Source organism: Cellulomonas sp. P4_H12, from assembly GCF_056400905.1.
Map to the genome: position 1 here is coordinate 81,285 of NZ_JBFUKJ010000014.1, position 16,695 is coordinate 97,979.

A 16,695-nucleotide genomic window follows, 5' to 3' on the forward strand; every position below is an offset into this window, starting at 1 on the left:
AGCCGGAGGCCATGACAGCCGCCGTCGCCAGGATCATGCTTCGTCGCATCGTGCTCCCTCTCGTGACGCCGCCTCGTTGCGCTCGTCTCCACCCGGCGCTTGCAGGCGCTCGGACTATGTTGCGGGCCACAACATATGACCGGGAGGGGCCTCCGACAAGGTCAGACGCATTTTCCGACGTCAAACCGTGACCTAAGTCCCTGTGCAAGCGCATTCCTGGGCGCTGAATTCGCCCACCTGGGCGAATCATGTTCTGCCCGGCAACAATCCCTGTGCGCCGGCTTGGCGCCTTCGCACCCTCCTCCGGACCTCCGAGACGCTCGCCGGGCACGGTCGCAAGGGCCATCCGGGTGCCTCAACCCGGCCCCCTCCGGCATCAGCAACCCCCCGCGGACGTCCGCACTAAGACGGCCCAGGGCACGTACTTACGCGGACGTCACCGACCACCCCCGCGGACGTCCGCGCTAAGACGGCCCAGGGCACGTACTTACGCGGACGTCACCGACCACCCGCGCGAACGTCCGCACCAAGACGGCCCAGGGCACGTACTTGCGCGGACGTCACCGACCACGTCGGTGACGGCGTCACCGTCCCAAGCGTCAGGCGTCGGCCGATTCCGCCGAGCGGCGCCAGCGGATGCCGGCCTCGATGAAGTCGTCGATGTCGCCGTCGAACACCGCCGCCGGGTTGCCCACCTCGTGCTCGGTGCGCAGGTCCTCGACCATCTGGTACGGCTGCAGCACGAACAACCGGACCTGGCCGCGGCTGCTCGCCTCCACGTCGCCGGGGGGCGGGTGATCAGCGTCGCCGTCCGACTCTCCGCGGGCGTCAACGATGCTGGGCACCGCGATGACGTGCGCTGAAAAGGTCGCCGCGAGCGAGACCACGGAACGTGGGAGTTCCCGGACGCGTCGCCGACAAACCCCCGCCGTCGGCGCCACCTGGCCGCCGCCGAGCTGCTGGCGTTCACCGTTACCCCGGGCGACCTGGCGTCGGATGCGGACGATCAACCCCAACGAAGGCTTGAGCAAGGGGATACGCCACCGCCCCGACCTCGTCGGGCGCGTCCTCAACGATGCCGCCTGCACCATGGCGTCGAGACGGACACCGACCAGCCCCGGCATTCCGAAACCGGCGAGCTCGAAGATGACACCGCCGAGCTTCGCCGCCCAGGGCTTGACCAGTTCCCGGAGCTCACGCTCGACGACCAAGCGGTAAGCGTGACCGGCAGTAAGTGCCGCATGGCGACACACCCCTCCTGAACCGGCACCCCGAGGCTCAAGGGAAGCGCCCGAGTCGAAGCAGCAAGTTCGTGATTCTGGAGGAGAGCGCCGGGCCTTGGTCGGTCCGTGCCAGGCAGCCCTTTGCAAGACGGGGCCGGTCAAACCCGCAGCGACTTCAATCGTCCAGGACGGCAGCATTTGGTCGTGTCGAAACCAACCCGGTGCTGAAACTGCGTCGCGTCGGGCAGGAACGAGCGGACCGGTCGCCCAATACGAGACCCTGGCTGCACAGGGAATACCGACTCAATCCGAATGGTCCCCATGGTTCGACCGAAACCAAAGCGGACACGCGCTACACGCTTCACAACGCAGCTCGACCGCGAAGACCGGGCGGGCGCTGGGGAGAGCAGGCACAAACAGGCAATGCTTCCCACAGTGGCGTGGCCGGGCCCCATTCCGCGGATCTGTCAATTCGTACTCACTGGCAGGCGTATACGTAAGCCGTTCCGCCATCGGCGCTCAATGCCCACGCCCTTGTGCAGTACTGGCTGCCGCGGCCGGCGATCAGAGGGTAGCTGTAGGTCGGTGTCGTCTTCGTCGTTCCCGGAGTCCACTGCCCCGAGTTTGTCCTGATCGTGGCCGACGAGAGGTACTCAGAGTCGTTTCCCCAGCGTTCGGTGAGGTCGCAGTGCCAAGTTACGGCTACGCCCGATCGCCATCCGCTGTAGGAACAGTGGTAGTCCCAGTTCCCCGTTACGGCGTTATAGACGGGCTTGTACGCCGTTGCACGCCCAGGCGCGTATGCCTGTGCCGGGCTCGCCGCGCCGAGAGAGAACAATGCGACTGCCGCGGCAGCGAGGACAAGGGCCTTCGATGATGTTCGCCTCAAGAGTGCTCCTGTTCCAGAGATGCTCGCAGTGCGGAATCTTCGGGAATCAACCGATGGGAAAGTACGCTGCCACAAATCTGCCAGACAGTCCAGGGGCGCCGAAGAGCCGTTCGAGTGACTCGACCGCGCCTCCGAATTAGCACCCATACTCGGGTGACTTGTGTTGTGACTTGCGGTGTCGACCGGGCGGACCGGGAACTTGAGCGACCACTCCGTCAGCGCGCGCGGACTTGAGGACGCCCACCTGACCAACGCCCTCATCGGCCCGGTGACGACCCGCAGTTCGTGGCCGATGAGCTCAAGCGAGCCGGTCGCGTGTCCGCGACCGACGTGTCTCGCGGCTGCGCTCAGCAGGGGCCGCGGCCAGCCGATGACTGTCCAGGGCCCTGTCACCGCGCTGCGCACCACCGCCGCCGGGCCTAGCCCACGGGCGTAGTTTGGTTTATTCGAATCGTGGGCCGACTCTCCGCGCATCGGGGGAAGTCGGCGACGGGTTCCGCCGCGGCAGCGTCAGGCGTCGGCGGACTCTGCCGAGCGGCGCCAGCGGATGCCGGCCTCGATGAAGTCGTCGATGTCGCCGTCGAACACCGCGGCGGGGTTGCCCACCTCGTGCTCGGTGCGCAGGTCCTTGACCATCTGGTACGGCTGCAGCACGTAGGAGCGCATCTGGTCGCCCCAGCTTGCCTTGACGTCTCCGGCGAGCGCCTTCTTCTTCGCGTCCTCCTCGGCCTTGCGCACCAGGAGCAGGCGGGACTGCAGGACGCGGAGCGCGGCGGCGCGGTTCTGGATCTGCGACTTCTCGTTCTGCATCGACACGACGATTCCGGTCGGGATGTGCGTCATGCGCACCGCGGAGTCGGTGGTGTTGACCGACTGGCCGCCCGGCCCGGACGAGCGGAAGACGTCGACCTTGATCTCCGACTCGGGGATGTCGACGGAGTCGTTGGACTCGATGAGCGGGATGACCTCGACGGCCGCGAAGCTGGTCTGGCGTCGGCCCTGGTTGTCGAACGGCGAGATGCGGACCAGGCGGTGCGTCCCGGCCTCGACGGAGAGGTTGCCGAAGGCGTAGGGCACCTTGACCTCGAACGTCGCCGACTTCAGGCCGGCCTCCTCCGCGTAGGAGGTGTCGAGGACCGTCGTCGGGTAGCCGTGGCGCTCGGCCCAGCGCAGGTACATGCGCAGCAGCATCTCGGCGAAGTCCGCGGCGTCGACGCCACCGGCGCCGGCGCGGATGGTGACGACGGCCTCGCGCTGGTCGTACTCGCCCGCCAGCAGCGTGCGGACCTCGAGCTCGCCCAGGTCCTTCTTGATCTTGAGCAGGTCCGCCTCGGCCTCGGCGAGCGTCTCCTCGTCGTCCTCCTCGGCGGCCATCTCGACCAGCGTCTCGAGGTCGTCGATGCGGCCGCCGAGCTTGCTCATGCGGTCCAGCTCGGCCTGCGTCGACGAGAGGGCGCTGGTGATCTTCTGCGCCGCCTCGGGGTCGTCCCACAGGTCGGGGGCCGAGGCCTGCTCCGAGAGCTGGGCGACCTTCGCCTGGAGCGCGGTCGGGTCGCTCACCGCCTGGATGGTGCCCAGGGTGGTGCGCAGATCGCGGATCGCGGAGGGAAAGTCGGTGGTGGCCACAACCGCTCAGGCTACCGGAGCCCGCTCGCGCACCGAGCCGGAGGTACCGATCCGCCGGTCACGATGCCCGCGCCGTCGACTCGGCCTCGAGCGCGATCCCGTCCTGCCACGGCGCGAGGACCCAGCTGAGCAGGACCGGGTGGGTCACGGCGCCGAGCCGGACGTGCGCGGATGTGCCGTCGGGCGTGGTGGCGGACAGGACGGCGAGCTCGTCCCACTGCGCCGCGGCCTCCGGGTTGTCGCGCAGGTACTCGTCGACGCCGGCCCGCACCGCCGCGTCGGTCAACGGGAGCCCCGGCTCCCGGTCCGCGCCGGGCGCGTAGTACCGGTCGTCGCTCACGGAGTCGGCGCTCTCGAGCGCGAGCAGGTCCGCGAGCGCCAGGAGGCGCTTGCGCTCGAGGTGCACGCCGGCCGCCGAGGCCACGACCGTGATCAGGAGGAGCGCCACGACGACGAACCCGATGGTCAGGATCATGATCTGACCGTCGTCCCGCCGTCTCATCGGCTCGCCCGGTAGGCGTCGACCGGTGCCACGCGCTCGGCGCTCACCGGGATCTCCAGCGGGACCACGTCGCGCACGAACCCGGGCACGAACGGCAGCGGCACCCGGATGTCGATCCGCGCGGCCACGTCGCTGCCCGGCGCCAGGCAGGGCGAGGTCGAGCACGTGATCGTCAGCGCCTGCGCAGGGTCGTCGTCGAAACCCTGGTCCTGCAACGCGATCCCGGCGGCGGCGATCGCGCGCTCCGCTCCCTCGTCGGCACTGTCGGCGACGACGTACGTCCGCGCGGCCTCGCGCGCGGCGCCCTCGCCGGCGAACGTCGCCGCCTCGATGCGGCCGAGGACGAGGACCAGGTAGACGAGCGGCACCAGCAGCACGAGCGAGAGCCCCAGGAACTCGATCACGGAGCTGCCCTCGTCCCCGCCGAACCGCCCGGTCACGGCACCTCGAGGAGCGCGTGCCCGCGGACGGTGAGCGTGCCGGCGGGTCCGACCAGCCCGACGAGCGGCAGCGGCGCCTGGACCTCGACCTCGACGACGTCCACGCCGTCGATCGTCGTCCGGCCCGCACTCACGCCCTGCGCGTACGCCGCGGAGAGCGACTGCGTGATGAGGTCGCGCGACCGGTCGGCACCGTCCGCAGGCGCGTGCCCGATGAGCGCGCCGTACCGGGCACCCTCCGACGCGGAGTCCACCAGCGTGTTGCGCACGTGCAGGACGATCGTCAGCTGCAGCACCGCGACGAACAGGACGGTCACCAGGCCGCCGACGAGCGCGAAGTCGACGATGGCGGACCCCGCGTCACCCGTCAGGGCGCCTTGACGCTGTCGATGGCGTCCTCGAACACCCGGGCGAGCGCGTCGCCCGCGAGGATCCACAGGGCCGTCACCAGCCCGGCTGTCATGAGCGTCACCAGCACCCAGCCGGGCACGTCCCCGCGGTCCGAGCCGCGTGCGGTGACCCGGTGCCGCACCGTGCCCCACGCCGTCGCGCCCCACACCAGCGAACCCCACAGCAGCGTCGCCGTGCGCGACGGCTGGCTGCCGATCTCCTTCGTCTGGCTCTCGCTGCCCGTCGTCATCGGTCGTCGTCCCTTCGTCGGGCGCCCACCGGGCGCCGTGCCAGATACCGCTGCCCGTCACAGGCCGACCCGCAGGACGACCATGCTCGGGAAGACTGCGAAGACGACGGTCACCGGCAAGATCAGGAACACCACCGGGGACAACATCGGATAGGCGTACTGTTGGTGCCATGACGACGAGCAGCACGCCGAGCAGGACCGACACAGCGGTGATCTACGCGCGGATCAGCAACGACGCTGAAGGCCGCGAGCTGGGCGTCGAACGTCAAGAGCAAGACTGCCGAGCGCTCGCCGAACGGCTCGGTCTGGCTGTCGTCGCTGTGTACGTGGAGAACGACACCGGCGCGAGCACACGCAGCCGCAAGCCGCGACCGAAGTACGACGCGATGATGCAGCAGGTTCGTGCGGGCGGCGTCGGCACTGTGCTCGCTTACTCGAACAGTCGGCTGTCGCGTCGCCCCGCCGAGTGGGAAGACGTCATCACCTTCGCCGAAGCATCCGGCGTCGAAGTGCGCACAGTCGCATCAGGCACGTTCGACTACTCGACTGCTGACGGTCGCGCGACTGCACGCACGATCGCAGCGTGGGATGCAGCCGAAGCAGAGCGAACATCCGAGCGAGTTCGTCGCGCGTTCGACCAGCGCGCTCAGCAGGGCAAGCCGCACGGCAAAGTCGCGTTCGGCTGGACTCGTGTCGACGGCAACGACGTCGTCGACCCCGAGCAGGCTGCGATCATCCGCGACACTGCAGCACGCTTGCTCGCTCGCGAGTCGCTGCGCTCGATCGTCAAAGACCTGAACGGGCGCGGCATCCCGTCGCCGCGCGCGCACGCCTGGGACAGCGTGATGCTGCGGCAGATCATGCTGCGCGAGCGCAACGCCGGACGACTCGTGCACCGTGGCGTCGTCGTCGGTGCCGGTGCATGGCAAGCGATCCTCGACGACGACACGCACGACCGCGTGCGTGCGCTGCTGCTCGACCCGGACCGCGTCACGACGCGGGGCACGCCGAACCGGTACCTGCTGTCTGGCGTCGCGACATGCGGTCGCTGCGGGGGCGTCCTGCGAGTGAACTGCGCAGGGGCCGGCATGACCAGGGCGTACTACTGCGCGTCGTGCTTCGGGGTCCGCCGTCGACTCGACTCTGTCGACAGGGTCGTCGTCAAGACGATCGTCGAGCGGCTGTCGCAGCCTGACGGGCCGGACCTGCTCGGCGGTGACCAGGCTGCTCTGACCGCAGCGCTCGAACGCGGCGCAGCGCTGCGTATCCGGCTCGACGCTGCAGCCGACCAGTACGCAGACGGTCTGATCGACAGTGACCAACTCGCTCGGATCACTGCACGGCTGCGACCGCAGATCGCTGAAGCCGAGCGCACTGCAGAGGCTGCTCGTCCTGCCGACCCGGCGTTGCGTGCGCTCGTCGACGGCAGCAGCGACGTCGCATCGAACTGGTCGTCGTCGACTCTCGAAGTGCAGCGCGCAGTCATTCGCATGCTGCTGAACGTGATCGTCGATTCGACGACGGTCGGCACGAAGTTCGATCCGGCGAGCGTGCGCCGCAAGTGGATCGGCTCAGCAGCAACCGCATGACGAGATTCCGACGAGTCGGCATCTGAGACTCCCGGCGTTTTCGTGTCGCCACCGCGCCGCTACAAGCCACCCAGTCGGAACTGTCGTTACTTGCGCTGACCTGCGCGAACGCCGATGTAGCGCGGGCTCCGCTGTGCGATGAGGCTCGACGTACAGCGATCTTCACTCGAAGGTCGCGACGTCGAGAGGAGGCGGGCGTGCCTGCATCCGCAGCAGAGAGATCGCTCGCAGCGCAGGTCGCTGCGAACACCGGGTGGGCGCACTGCGCCGACCGATCAGCGCGCACAGCACCGGCACGCAGAGCCGCAATGGAGCGGTTCGAACGCGAAGTCGACCCGGAAGGCGCCCTCACGCCGAAAGAACGAGCGAAGCGAGCCGAGAACGCTCGACGCGCGTACTTCGCTCGTCTGTCGCTGTCTGCTGCTGCTGCACGTCGCAAGTCGCGCGAACTCGCCGACGCAGCTCGCGCTGCTGAAGCCGAACTCGCTGCACTGGACCAGCCGTGACGGACGGCGTGCGCTGTCCGTCCGAAGACGAACTCGACCTGCATATCCCCGGCTGGCGCGAAGACGTTCGCCGCGTCGTCGCTGCTGCACCGCCGCTGACCGAACGGCAGCGGGAGCAGATCGCTCTGCTGCTGCGTGGGTCGCCCGCTGCGACGAACGAGCGCACCTGACACGACGGAGCCGGGGCACCCGACGCGGCACCCCGGCTCGATGTCTACGACGACCAGGACGAAGACGGGACCATCGTGACACCTGACAGCGACTCTCGGCAGTCACCGAGACTGCCGTCGCCCACCACTCGACGCCCGCGTCGAACGATCCCCGACTACGCGCTGCACACGCGCGCCGATCATGTGCGCGTCACTCGTCGTCGCCAACTGGCGATGCGCTTCGAGACAGTCATGGCCGGCCAGCCGACGTACCCTCCGAGCGAGTGGAACTTCGAGCGCGCGACACCGTTCGGTCTGACGCGCGCTGAACTGCGTGCTGAGTGGACCCGACGAGCACGCGACGGCTGGCGTCCGTGGGAACTCGACGAGCGTCTGCGACCCGGGCCGCTCGCGCTCGACGGTGTCGCAGCGTGACCGACGACGGCTGGCCCGACGTCGCCGTGCCTGCATCGCTCGAAGCACAGCGACTCGTCGCCGAGCAGCGCGCTCGCACAGCAGCCCGCAACGGTCACGCGAGGCGCGGGCCTGAACTGCGTCGCGTCACGCAGCAGCACGACGACGCTCCTGCAGCCGAGCCGCCAGCACGTCGAGTCAAGATCGTGCGCGCGTCGCAGATCGTGCCGCGTCGCGTCCGCTGGCTCTGGCACGAGCACATCCCCGAAGGCGAACTGACCCTGGTCGCTGGCGCTGAAGGTCTAGGCAAGTCGACGGCGCTGTACCGGCTCGCTGCCGACACGACACGCGGTCGTCTCGTCGGCGAGTCGCTCGGCACGCCGCACCCGGTGATCGTCGTCGCGACCGAAGACTCGTGGGAGCACACGATCGTGCCGCGCCTGCAAGCGCAGGAAGCCGATCTCGATCTCGTGATGCGCGTCGACGCTGTCGAAGTCACCGACGACAAAGGGGTGCCGTTCGATGTGCCGATCTTCCTGCCGCGCGATCTCGACGCTCTAGAGAACGCTGTCGTCGAGCACCACGTCGCGCTCGTCGTGCTCGACCCGCTGATGTCGCGAATCGGCGTCGAGCTCGACACGCACAAGGACGCCGAAGTGCGTCGCGCGCTCGAACCGCTCGTCAACGTCGCGCACACGACGCGCTGCGCGTTCGTCGGCATCCTGCACTTCAACAAGGGCGCATCGCCGAACGTCCTCGATCGCGTCATGGGCTCGAAGGCGTTCACTGCTGTCGCTCGCGCCGTGCTCGTCGTGATCCGCGACCCCGGCGACCCGAACGTGCGCCTGCTCGGCATCACGAAGTCGAACCTCGGGCCCGACGAACTGCCCGCCTGGAAGTTCCGCATCGACACGATCGTGACCGGGCACGACCCGGACGACGGCGGGCCGATCATCGCTGCTCGGTACCTCGACCTGGGTCGGCACGCTGTCTCGGTCCGCGCTGCTGTCGAGATGGCCGAGATCACTGCACGCCAAGACAAGCGCGAGACGACGACAGCGATCGGTCGCGCTGAGCGCTGGCTGCGCGAACTGCTCGAACCCATGGCCGGCCCGGTGCTCGCGACCTGGATCGAAGAGCGCGGCGAACGCGACGGGCACGCACTGCGTACTGTGCAGCGCGCTGCGACGAACATCGGCGTCGAGAAGTCGAAGGCCAAGGGCGAGGAAGCCGGGCCGTGGCTCTGGTCGCTCGCTCGCGCGCGGGGGCTCTGATGGTTGTCGTCTTGACGCCTTGTCGCCTTTGCCGGCCACCGCCTAAAGCGCTCTGACGTGCAAAGACAGCCAAGACGACAGTTTGTAACTGTCCCCCCGCGCGCGTGCGCGCGACGACCCGCAGACGCAAGATCAGCACCGACCGACGCCCGGGGGGAGCCCGAATGACCGGCGACGAACTGCGACTGCACCCGGCTGTGCACAGCATGGTGTTGGCGATCGTGGACATGCTGAGTCGGTGCCGGTGCACGACCCTGCCTGCAGAACTGAACCTCGACGGTCGCGGGCACCCGATCACGAGCCGGTGGGACCACGAAGAGTCGTGCCCGCTCGCGCTAGAGATCGCAGCGTTCCCGGACGGTCCAACTGACCCCGACGACGAGCAGTCGTAACCTCCCGCCCGACGCGTGTCAGCGCGCCGATCGCATGCCCACCGACCGGGAGGTCGCCCACCATGCCGAGCACGACGCTGCACATCCCCAAGCACGAGGACTACTTGCGCGGGTACATCCGCCCCGAAGACAGCGACCTCGAGCCCGCACGCGAACGCGCACGCCGAGCAGCAGCAGGCGAAGCGACACGCAGACGAGTCGGCGACGAGCCCGAGCTGCGTGTGCGCAAAGTCGACGGCGACAAGATCACGACCGCTGCAGGGCCGCGCGTCGTCGTGAACCATCTCGGCGTCGCAGTCGCCAAGCGTGAAGACGTCGAGCCGTGAGCGTCACGACCGACACACCGATCGTCGTCGACTCGGATGGCGTCGCGATCGAAGTGCTCGCCGTGAAGTTCGGCGAGTCACCGTTCGTCGAGCGCATCCCATCCGGGGACCTGATCGCGTACCGCGAAGCGTGGGACGAACAGTCCGTCGTCACCCCGACGACTCGTGTGCGACTGCTGACCTACCACGACAGATCACGCCCGGTCGGCTGGCTCGATCGGTTCTGGACCGAGCGCGACGGCCTGCACGCATCCGGCACTCTCGTCGGCGGCGCAAGCAAACTCGACGAACTGCGCGCGCTCGTCGCGTCCGGGCTCGCAGCCGATGTCAGCGTCGGGTTCGTGCCCGACCCGGAACAAGACGAGTGGAGAGCACCGCAACAGCGCAACGGGCTCGCAGCAGTAAGACGTCGCGGCGCACGACTGCGCGAAGTGTCGGTCGTCGATCTCGCAGGCATCCCCGGAAGTCGCGTGCTGCAGATCAGAACACCGCGCCCTGGTCCGAGCGCAGCGACACTGACTGCACTCGACGACGCCGAACGCGTCATCAAGTCCGGGCCGGTGCATCGACAGCGCATCGACGAGCAAGCGACTGTCGCGCTGCTGCTCGCCGAAGCCGATCAGCTCGTCGCAGCGGGGCAACGCTGGGCGCACGTCGAGCACGACGAACACGATGCACACGAAGCAGAGCCGACTGCGCCAGCAGCAGCACCGATGACCTACCGGCAACTGCTGCTCGCCGAAGAGCAAGCAGCAGAGCAGCGACTGCTCGAAGAGAACGCACGACACGAGTACGCCGAACTGATCGAGCGACGCAGACACGCAGAGAACAACGCAGCACGCAGGGCCCGCCAACTCGACGAGTTCTGGCGAACACGACAACACTGAGCGACGTCGTGACGACGAAGATGAGCACGACGAGCACGACGGACCGCCCAGGTTTTCTTTCCGAGGTGCCCGCAGAACCCTGCGCTCCGTTTCTCGCGCACACGGGCGAGGCCGGACGGATCGCCGCCGATCGCGGCGATTCTGCTCGGATCGGCTCGGATGCGCCCGGACGCAGTCGCCGCGCCGTGAGGACTCGCAGGACGCTGCGCACTGCGGCAGGTGCACCGACAGTCGCTGATCTGTCGGCTGCAGCGGTGTCGTCGCATGCGCCGTGCTCGACCGGTGATCCGGTCTGGACGTCGCCGCGTTCGCCTGCCGAAGCCGCTGAAGCGATTCGGCGCTGTCTGGGCTGCCCGGTGCTCGCGCTGTGCCGGGATGTCGCAGCGAGCGTGCACCCGAGGTTCGGCATCTGGGCTGGCCGCCGTTACGGGTTGCCGAAGTCTCGAAGCGCGTAGCGCTTTGCGGCTGGCAGCGTTCAGCCTGGCGTGCGGACAGACTGGACTAACTCATCTGCGAAGCGCTCGATCTGGTCGGCCCACGGGTCGCCGGGGAGCAGCTGCGAGTACGCCGACAGCGCGAGAACGACCGTTGAGCCGAGCATCGCGTCGTGCGCCATGTTCGCGTGGTGCTCGGCTGCTGTACTGACGCCGGGGTGAGACATCTCCGAGTCGTTCCAGTACGCCGTGTACCAGCCCTGATTGGTCGTCGGCCTGTCTGGCCTCTCGGCGCGCTCGGCATCCACGAGATCAGCGATCAGTTCCTTGACTGTCGGCACATGACGCTGCTTGATCGTCATCGCTTCGTCGACAGCCTTGGGCGACCAGTCGGTCCAGTTCCGCAGCGCTGTCTCGTTCCGAGCGATGGAGAGTCGTCGCTTCGCCAGCACGGTTTCCCTCGCGATGTCCTGATGGCGAGTCAGCCAGTGCATCCACAGCGCGTGCTCCATAACCGATCGTCGCAGGGGCGCAGCGACGTCGTGGAAGTCTCTTTCGTTCAGCACCAACACAGCGCGAGTCGTCTCGACGACGTGCGCTAGCCAGCCTTCGGCGAGAGCACCCGCCGGGCCGCCCGCCGGGACGTGCTGCTGCTCGACAAACGCGAGCATGTCCTCAACAACTGCTCGTCCCGTCACGCTCGGATGCTCCCACAGCGATCAACTCGCCGACGTAGCGTTCGGCGCGCCCATCAGGCGCTGTGCGGTCGTGGGCGCGCCCTGGGCGACCTGCGCACGGTGTGCCGGCGTGATCGTCGCGCGGCGCTGTCGGGGTGCCCCCTACGGCTGAGCGCCTACCCAGCTCTTGACGTAGACCTTGCCCATATCCGACCAGAGCAACTTGGTAGCCGGGCTCTGCTCGAACATGATCGTCATGAGGTGATAGGCGGTGAGGACCGCCTCCTGGAGTGCCTGGTTGTCCTCCAGGTCTTCCACTTTGACGTTCTGCTGCCGTGCCTCGTCGCGGTCGATTCTCCGACCGTGACTCTTGTGCGTGCTGGCGTCGTTGAAGTGTTTCGCGACAGCCTTGCCTGCTGCAGCAGGGTCGGGCTGATCGCTCAGCATCCACTGTGCAACCCAGCGCGCGACCATCGACTCGGAGTAATCGAGGTTGTTCTGCGCTTCTTGGAGCAGCGACGGTCCGAGGCTTGCGACGATCGGTGCCCAAACGTGCGCAGCCTGCTGATCCGCCATCACCTCAGCCTTGGCGCGCTCGAACTGCTCGACGACGGCGCGCGCGGACACCGCTCTGCCGGGAGGGATCGTGAGTTGCGGATCGATGGGGCCGAGTTGGCTTTGCCGACCCATGACAATGCGATCGGAGCCGAGCGCGATCATCGTTCCCGCAGACATCGCCAGCGCCGGAACGATGACCTCCACGTCGGTGAACTTCGAGCGGAGGTAGGCAACCACAGACTCTGCAGCGTTGGTCATGCCGCCCGGCGTGTGCAGGATCAACGTCAAGCCACGGGTGCAGTCCATCTCGTAGATCACACTCATGAGTCCGTTGATGTCCTCGAAGGTGATCATCAGACGGTCCTGCGGAACGCCGCCCTTCTGGAGGAAGGCAGACCCATACAAGATGACGTTTCGCTGACTACCACCTTGAGCAGCACGCAGTTGGCCGACCTCTGCTAGGGCAGAGGTCATCTGCGCGCTCAGCCACTGGTCCCTCGGTGCTCCATCCGGCTGCGCAGCGGTCGCCGCGAGGAGTTCATTCCACGACGGCACCGGCGTCAGGCGCGCGTGAGCGTCAGCGTGAGAGGCGCGGGCCGGGGCTCGTAGAACTCGGACGTCACGGCGGTCCCATCGACGGGAATCTCAGTGAGCCCCGCGAGAGTCAAGTACGTCTGGTACTGAACAGAGACCGACAAGAGTTCGTCGGCGGGGTTGAGGGTCATCGTTGAAGCTCCTCTGTTCTGCATGGCCTGCATACTGCCCTATCGGCTGGCGCCATGTGCCGCTTTACCATTCTCCGCGCGTCCAGAGTTCGCGCCAAGTGCTCAGACGTCTGGTTCGAGCCTCCGACCTGCGGGGCTGCACCTGCTGTGCCGCCCGTCACGTCTCCGCACGGCGTGCGGCGTCCGACATGATCTGTGCGCCTGCTAGCGCTCAGACTGTCGGCCAAAGCACGAACCAGAGCACGACGAATAAGTACGCGTAACCGATAATGACCGGGACCATCATGAGCACTTCCTTGCGTCCGCCCGTCTCCATGAGCGCCCGGCGCCCCTCCTCGCGGACGTCCTGCGCTTGCGCCCGAAGCACGTCGGCGAGCGGTGTTCCCCGTTCCACCGCGACGGCGACGCCCTCGGCGAAGCGCGCGAGCGCCGGCAGCCCCGTCCGATCGGCCAGGCGATCCAGGGCGACCGTCAGCGGCGCGCCCGCGCGGGCGTCCGCCAACGTCCGGGCCAGCTCCGAGGTGAGCTCGCCGTGGGTGGTCCGCACGACGCGCTCCAGCGCGCCGACCGCGCCCTCACCCGCACCGACGGCCAGGGCCAACAGCTCGGCGATCGTCGGCAGCTCCTGGAGCATCCGCGACTCCCGCGCCCGCAGCTCGCGCGTGAGCGCCCAGTCGCGCGCCAGCACACCCAGCAGGCCGCACACGGCCACGAGCACGACCAGGGCGCCGACGCCCGATCCCCGGGTGGCCGCGAGCAGCAGCGCGAGCGCGAGGCCGGCCGCCAGCCCGAGCACACCCCAGACGACCTGCCCGGACCGGAACTGCTCGGCCGTCTCCTTGCGACCGGCCCGCTCCAAGCGACGGCGCAGCTCCGACGTGGGCGAGCCGAGTCGTGTGACCAGCCGGACGGCGTCGCTCATCACCGGAGCGACGAGCCGCTCCACCGTGGCGAACGGACCCCGCGCGCTGGGCGCCGACCCCAGCAGACCGGACGCGGTGGGCTGCGGCCGGAGGTAGGGCGCGAGCCGCTGATCGAGGCTGATCCGGCGGGACCTCAGCCGCAGGACGACGAGCGTCACGCCGAGGCCGCCGAGCAGCCCGACGAGCGCGCCGAGCACTCCCGGGCTCACCGGAGCACCCGGGGGTCGTCGGGCAGCCGCGCGATGCGGAGCATGGCGAGGTACGCGATCGCGGTGCACGCACCGCCGACGACGAGCACGGCGAAGCCCGCTGGGGTGTCGTAGGCGCTCGCCGCCTCGGGCCGCGTCGACAGCAGGGCGAGCACGACCCACGGCGCGGCGACCGCCAGCCGGGCCGCGTAGACCGTCCAGCTCTGCCGCGCCTCGAGCTCGCCGCGCGTCCGGACGTCCTCGCGCAGGAACGCCGACAGCGTGCGCAGCAGCCGGCCAAGGTCCGTGCCGCCGACGTCCCGGGTCAGCCGCAGGGCCTCGACGATGCGGTCCGCGACCGGGTCGGCCAGCCGCGCCTTGAGTGAGTCGAGGCACTCGCCGAAGCGCCCGGTCGCCCGGTAGTCCTCCGCGAAGGCGGTGAACGCCGGACGGAGCTCCACCGGCCCGCGCTCCCCGATCTGCGCGACGGCCTCCGGCAGTGCCAGCCCCGCCCGGATGCCCGACCCCAGGTGGTCCACCACCTCGGGCCAGAGCTGGCGCAGTCGCGCGCGCCGGCGCCGCGCCCGCCCCCGGACCACCGCCCACGGTGCCAGGGCCGCGAAGACCGCGAAGCAGAGCGCAATCGACGGGATCCGGGTCAGCGCGACCCCGACGAGGAGCACCACGATCCCGACGACGACGCTGGTCAGCACCAGGGCGCCCGGGGTCACCCCGGCCGCCCCTGCCTGCACGAGCGCGTCCTGGGTCCGCGCGCGCCAGCCGGCGGCACCTGAGCTCCTGGGTCGCCGGGGCTCCGCCCAGAAGGACCACCAGATGCACGCCACACCGGCCCCGAGCAGGAGCCCCGCGACGACCCCCATCAGCCGCGCCCGCGCAGCAGAGCCGTGAGGTCGGTGCCCGAGCGAGCGAACCGCTCCGGGTGCGGCGGGTAGCCGTCCGCGCGCACCAGGTGACCGTCGCGGGCGTGGAACACGTCGGCGGTCTCGACGATCCCCTGCTCGACCCGCCCGGGGACGGCGACGATCTCGCGGACCAGCCGGCGCCCGCTGCCGTCGAGGTCGAGGTGGACCACGAGGTCGACCGCCGAGGCGACCGTCGGGATCACGAACCGGTCGGACACGTTCTCGCCGGCGAGCACCGGGAGGGTGCAGAGCTTGGTCAGGGCCTCCCGCGCCGAGTTCGCGTGGATCGTGCACATGGCCGGGACGCCCGCGTTGAGCGCGATGAGCAGGTCGAGCGCTTCCGCCTCGCGCACCTCGCCGACCAGCAGGCGGCTCGGGCGCATGCGCAGCGCCTCCTTGACGAGCCGGCGCAGCGGGATCTCGCCCGTGCCCTCGAGGCTCGGTTGGCGGCACTGCATCGCCACCCAGTCGCGCGCGGCCAGCCGCAGCTCGAAGACCTCCTCGCACGTGATGACCCGCTCGCGCGCGGGGATGGCCCCGGCCAGTGCGTTGAGCATCGTGGTCTTCCCGGCCTGGGTGCCGCCCGAGACCAGCACGTTGAGCCCGGCGCGCACGGCCGCGTGCAGGAACGCCGCCGCGTGCGGGGTGAGTGTGCCCAGGCCGACCAGCTCGTCGAGCGTGGTCGCCCGGACCACGTACTTGCGGATGTTCACCGACCAGTGCTGCCGCGTGACATCCGGGATCACCGCGTGCAGCCGCTCCCCGCCCGGCAGGCTGGCGTCGACGAAGGGGCTGGACAGGTCCAGCCGGCGGCCCGAGACCTTGAGCATCTTCTCGACGAGGTCGCGCACCTGGCCGTCCGTGAGGATGGTCGTCGTGAGCTCGGACTCACCGCGTCGCGCGACGAAGACCTGCGTCGGCGCGTTGATCCAGATCTCCTCGACCTCGGGGTCGTCGAGGTACTTCTGCAGGGGTCCCAGCCCGGCGACGGCGTCCACGACCGCCTTGTGCGCGGCGACGGCGTCGACCAGCGGAGGGACCGCGCCGACCACCGACCGCTCGTCGTAGTCGGCGATGACGTCCGAGACCAGCGAGACGACGCCCGGCCGGTCCCGGACCGGGTCGATGCCCCGCCGCCGGATCAGCTCGCGGACCTCGGTCTCGAGGATCGCCACCCCGTCCACGGTGCCCCCTCGCCCTCGGTCACAGCGCCCGGTTCATCCGTCATGTCCGATTGCACGCTGGCCGGAACCCTAGGGGACGCCGGGCGATGCGCACACCCCGCTGTCCACAGGTGGGACGCCGGTTCACCCGTCGGAGGGACGCACCCGGGACTTCGGTCCCACGGATCGGCCCGGGGCACCCGGGACGATCGTCCTACGACGAACGGCCGGCAGGCGGACGACGTGG

Annotated in this window: 18 protein-coding genes and 1 pseudogene; 7 read left to right on the forward strand and 12 right to left on the reverse strand. The window is 69.1% G+C overall.

Annotated elements, in window-relative coordinates:
* Positions 1-599 precede the first annotated feature (599 nt).
* The 6 genes and pseudogenes from prfB (AC1DQC_RS09865) to AC1DQC_RS09890 form a co-directional block, all read right to left on the reverse strand.
* Positions 600-785, reverse strand: a pseudogene (prfB, locus tag AC1DQC_RS09865) (peptide chain release factor 2); the annotation flags it as partial.
* Between the two features lie 1,837 nt (positions 786-2,622).
* Positions 2,623-3,738: a peptide chain release factor 2 gene (gene prfB, locus AC1DQC_RS09870; protein WP_477051059.1), complete on the reverse strand. Its 1,116-nt coding sequence runs from the start codon at positions 3,736-3,738 to the stop codon at positions 2,623-2,625.
* Between the two features lie 58 nt (positions 3,739-3,796).
* Positions 3,797-4,213 carry a pilus assembly protein TadG-related protein gene (locus AC1DQC_RS09875; RefSeq protein ID WP_477051060.1) on the reverse strand — a complete coding sequence of 139 codons (417 nt, stop codon included), beginning with the start codon at positions 4,211-4,213 and terminating at the stop codon, positions 3,797-3,799.
* A 23-nt stretch (positions 4,214-4,236) separates the two neighbouring features.
* The gene (locus AC1DQC_RS09880; RefSeq protein ID WP_477051061.1) at positions 4,237-4,680 is read right to left on the reverse strand and encodes a pilus assembly protein; all 444 of its coding nucleotides are present in this window, start codon (positions 4,678-4,680) and stop codon (positions 4,237-4,239) included.
* Entirely contained in the window at positions 4,677-4,997 is a 321-nt protein-coding gene (locus AC1DQC_RS09885; RefSeq protein ID WP_477051062.1) for a pilus assembly protein, read from the reverse strand. The genes AC1DQC_RS09880 and AC1DQC_RS09885 overlap by 4 nt, the downstream gene beginning before the upstream one ends.
* A 50-nt stretch (positions 4,998-5,047) precedes the next feature.
* Complete coding sequence (locus AC1DQC_RS09890; RefSeq protein WP_477051085.1) at positions 5,048-5,242, reverse strand: hypothetical protein; 195 nt, start codon at positions 5,240-5,242, stop codon at positions 5,048-5,050.
* A gap of 248 nt (positions 5,243-5,490) precedes the next feature.
* Between AC1DQC_RS09890 and AC1DQC_RS09895 the strand changes: the two genes are divergently transcribed.
* From AC1DQC_RS09895 to AC1DQC_RS09925, 7 genes are all read left to right on the forward strand, one after another.
* Positions 5,491-6,909 (forward strand): recombinase family protein, encoded by a 1,419-nt coding sequence (locus AC1DQC_RS09895; RefSeq protein WP_477051063.1) that lies wholly within the window; start codon positions 5,491-5,493, stop codon positions 6,907-6,909.
* 308 nt (positions 6,910-7,217) lie between these two features.
* Positions 7,218-7,415 (forward strand): hypothetical protein, encoded by a 198-nt coding sequence (locus AC1DQC_RS09900; protein WP_477051064.1) that lies wholly within the window; start codon positions 7,218-7,220, stop codon positions 7,413-7,415.
* Entirely contained in the window at positions 7,412-7,585 is a 174-nt protein-coding gene (locus AC1DQC_RS09905) for a hypothetical protein (protein WP_477051065.1), read from the forward strand. Before AC1DQC_RS09900 ends, AC1DQC_RS09905 begins: the two co-directional genes overlap by 4 nt.
* A 410-nt stretch (positions 7,586-7,995) precedes the next feature.
* On the forward strand, positions 7,996-9,252 hold the full coding sequence (locus AC1DQC_RS09910) for an AAA family ATPase (protein ID WP_477051066.1): 1,257 nt from the start codon (positions 7,996-7,998) through the stop codon (positions 9,250-9,252).
* 454 nt (positions 9,253-9,706) lie between these two features.
* Positions 9,707-9,970, forward strand: coding sequence for a hypothetical protein (locus AC1DQC_RS09915; RefSeq protein WP_477051067.1), 264 nt, complete (start codon positions 9,707-9,709; stop codon positions 9,968-9,970).
* On the forward strand, positions 9,967-10,857 hold the full coding sequence (locus AC1DQC_RS09920; protein WP_477051068.1) for an HK97 family phage prohead protease: 891 nt from the start codon (positions 9,967-9,969) through the stop codon (positions 10,855-10,857). Before AC1DQC_RS09915 ends, AC1DQC_RS09920 begins: the two co-directional genes overlap by 4 nt.
* Before the next feature lie 20 nt (positions 10,858-10,877).
* On the forward strand, positions 10,878-11,312 hold the full coding sequence (locus AC1DQC_RS09925; protein WP_477051086.1) for a WhiB family transcriptional regulator: 435 nt from the start codon (positions 10,878-10,880) through the stop codon (positions 11,310-11,312).
* 20 nt (positions 11,313-11,332) lie between these two features.
* Here the strand turns inward: AC1DQC_RS09925 and AC1DQC_RS09930 are convergent, their stop codons facing one another.
* The 6 genes from AC1DQC_RS09930 to AC1DQC_RS09955 form a co-directional block, all read right to left on the reverse strand.
* Complete coding sequence (locus tag AC1DQC_RS09930) at positions 11,333-11,989, reverse strand: hypothetical protein (protein ID WP_477051069.1); 657 nt, start codon at positions 11,987-11,989, stop codon at positions 11,333-11,335.
* 141 nt (positions 11,990-12,130) lie between these two features.
* Positions 12,131-13,000 carry an SDH family Clp fold serine proteinase gene (locus tag AC1DQC_RS09935; protein ID WP_477051070.1) on the reverse strand — a complete coding sequence of 290 codons (870 nt, stop codon included), beginning with the start codon at positions 12,998-13,000 and terminating at the stop codon, positions 12,131-12,133.
* A gap of 86 nt (positions 13,001-13,086) precedes the next feature.
* The gene (locus tag AC1DQC_RS09940) at positions 13,087-13,251 is read right to left on the reverse strand and encodes a hypothetical protein (protein WP_477051071.1); all 165 of its coding nucleotides are present in this window, start codon (positions 13,249-13,251) and stop codon (positions 13,087-13,089) included.
* A 211-nt stretch (positions 13,252-13,462) separates the two neighbouring features.
* Positions 13,463-14,383: a type II secretion system F family protein gene (locus tag AC1DQC_RS09945; RefSeq protein WP_477051072.1), complete on the reverse strand. Its 921-nt coding sequence runs from the start codon at positions 14,381-14,383 to the stop codon at positions 13,463-13,465.
* On the reverse strand, positions 14,380-15,243 hold the full coding sequence (locus tag AC1DQC_RS09950) for a type II secretion system F family protein (protein WP_477051073.1): 864 nt from the start codon (positions 15,241-15,243) through the stop codon (positions 14,380-14,382). Before AC1DQC_RS09950 ends, AC1DQC_RS09945 begins: the two co-directional genes overlap by 4 nt.
* Positions 15,243-16,469, reverse strand: coding sequence for a CpaF family protein (locus tag AC1DQC_RS09955; protein ID WP_477051074.1), 1,227 nt, complete (start codon positions 16,467-16,469; stop codon positions 15,243-15,245). Before AC1DQC_RS09955 ends, AC1DQC_RS09950 begins: the two co-directional genes overlap by 1 nt.
* Positions 16,470-16,695: the final 226 nt, after the last annotated feature.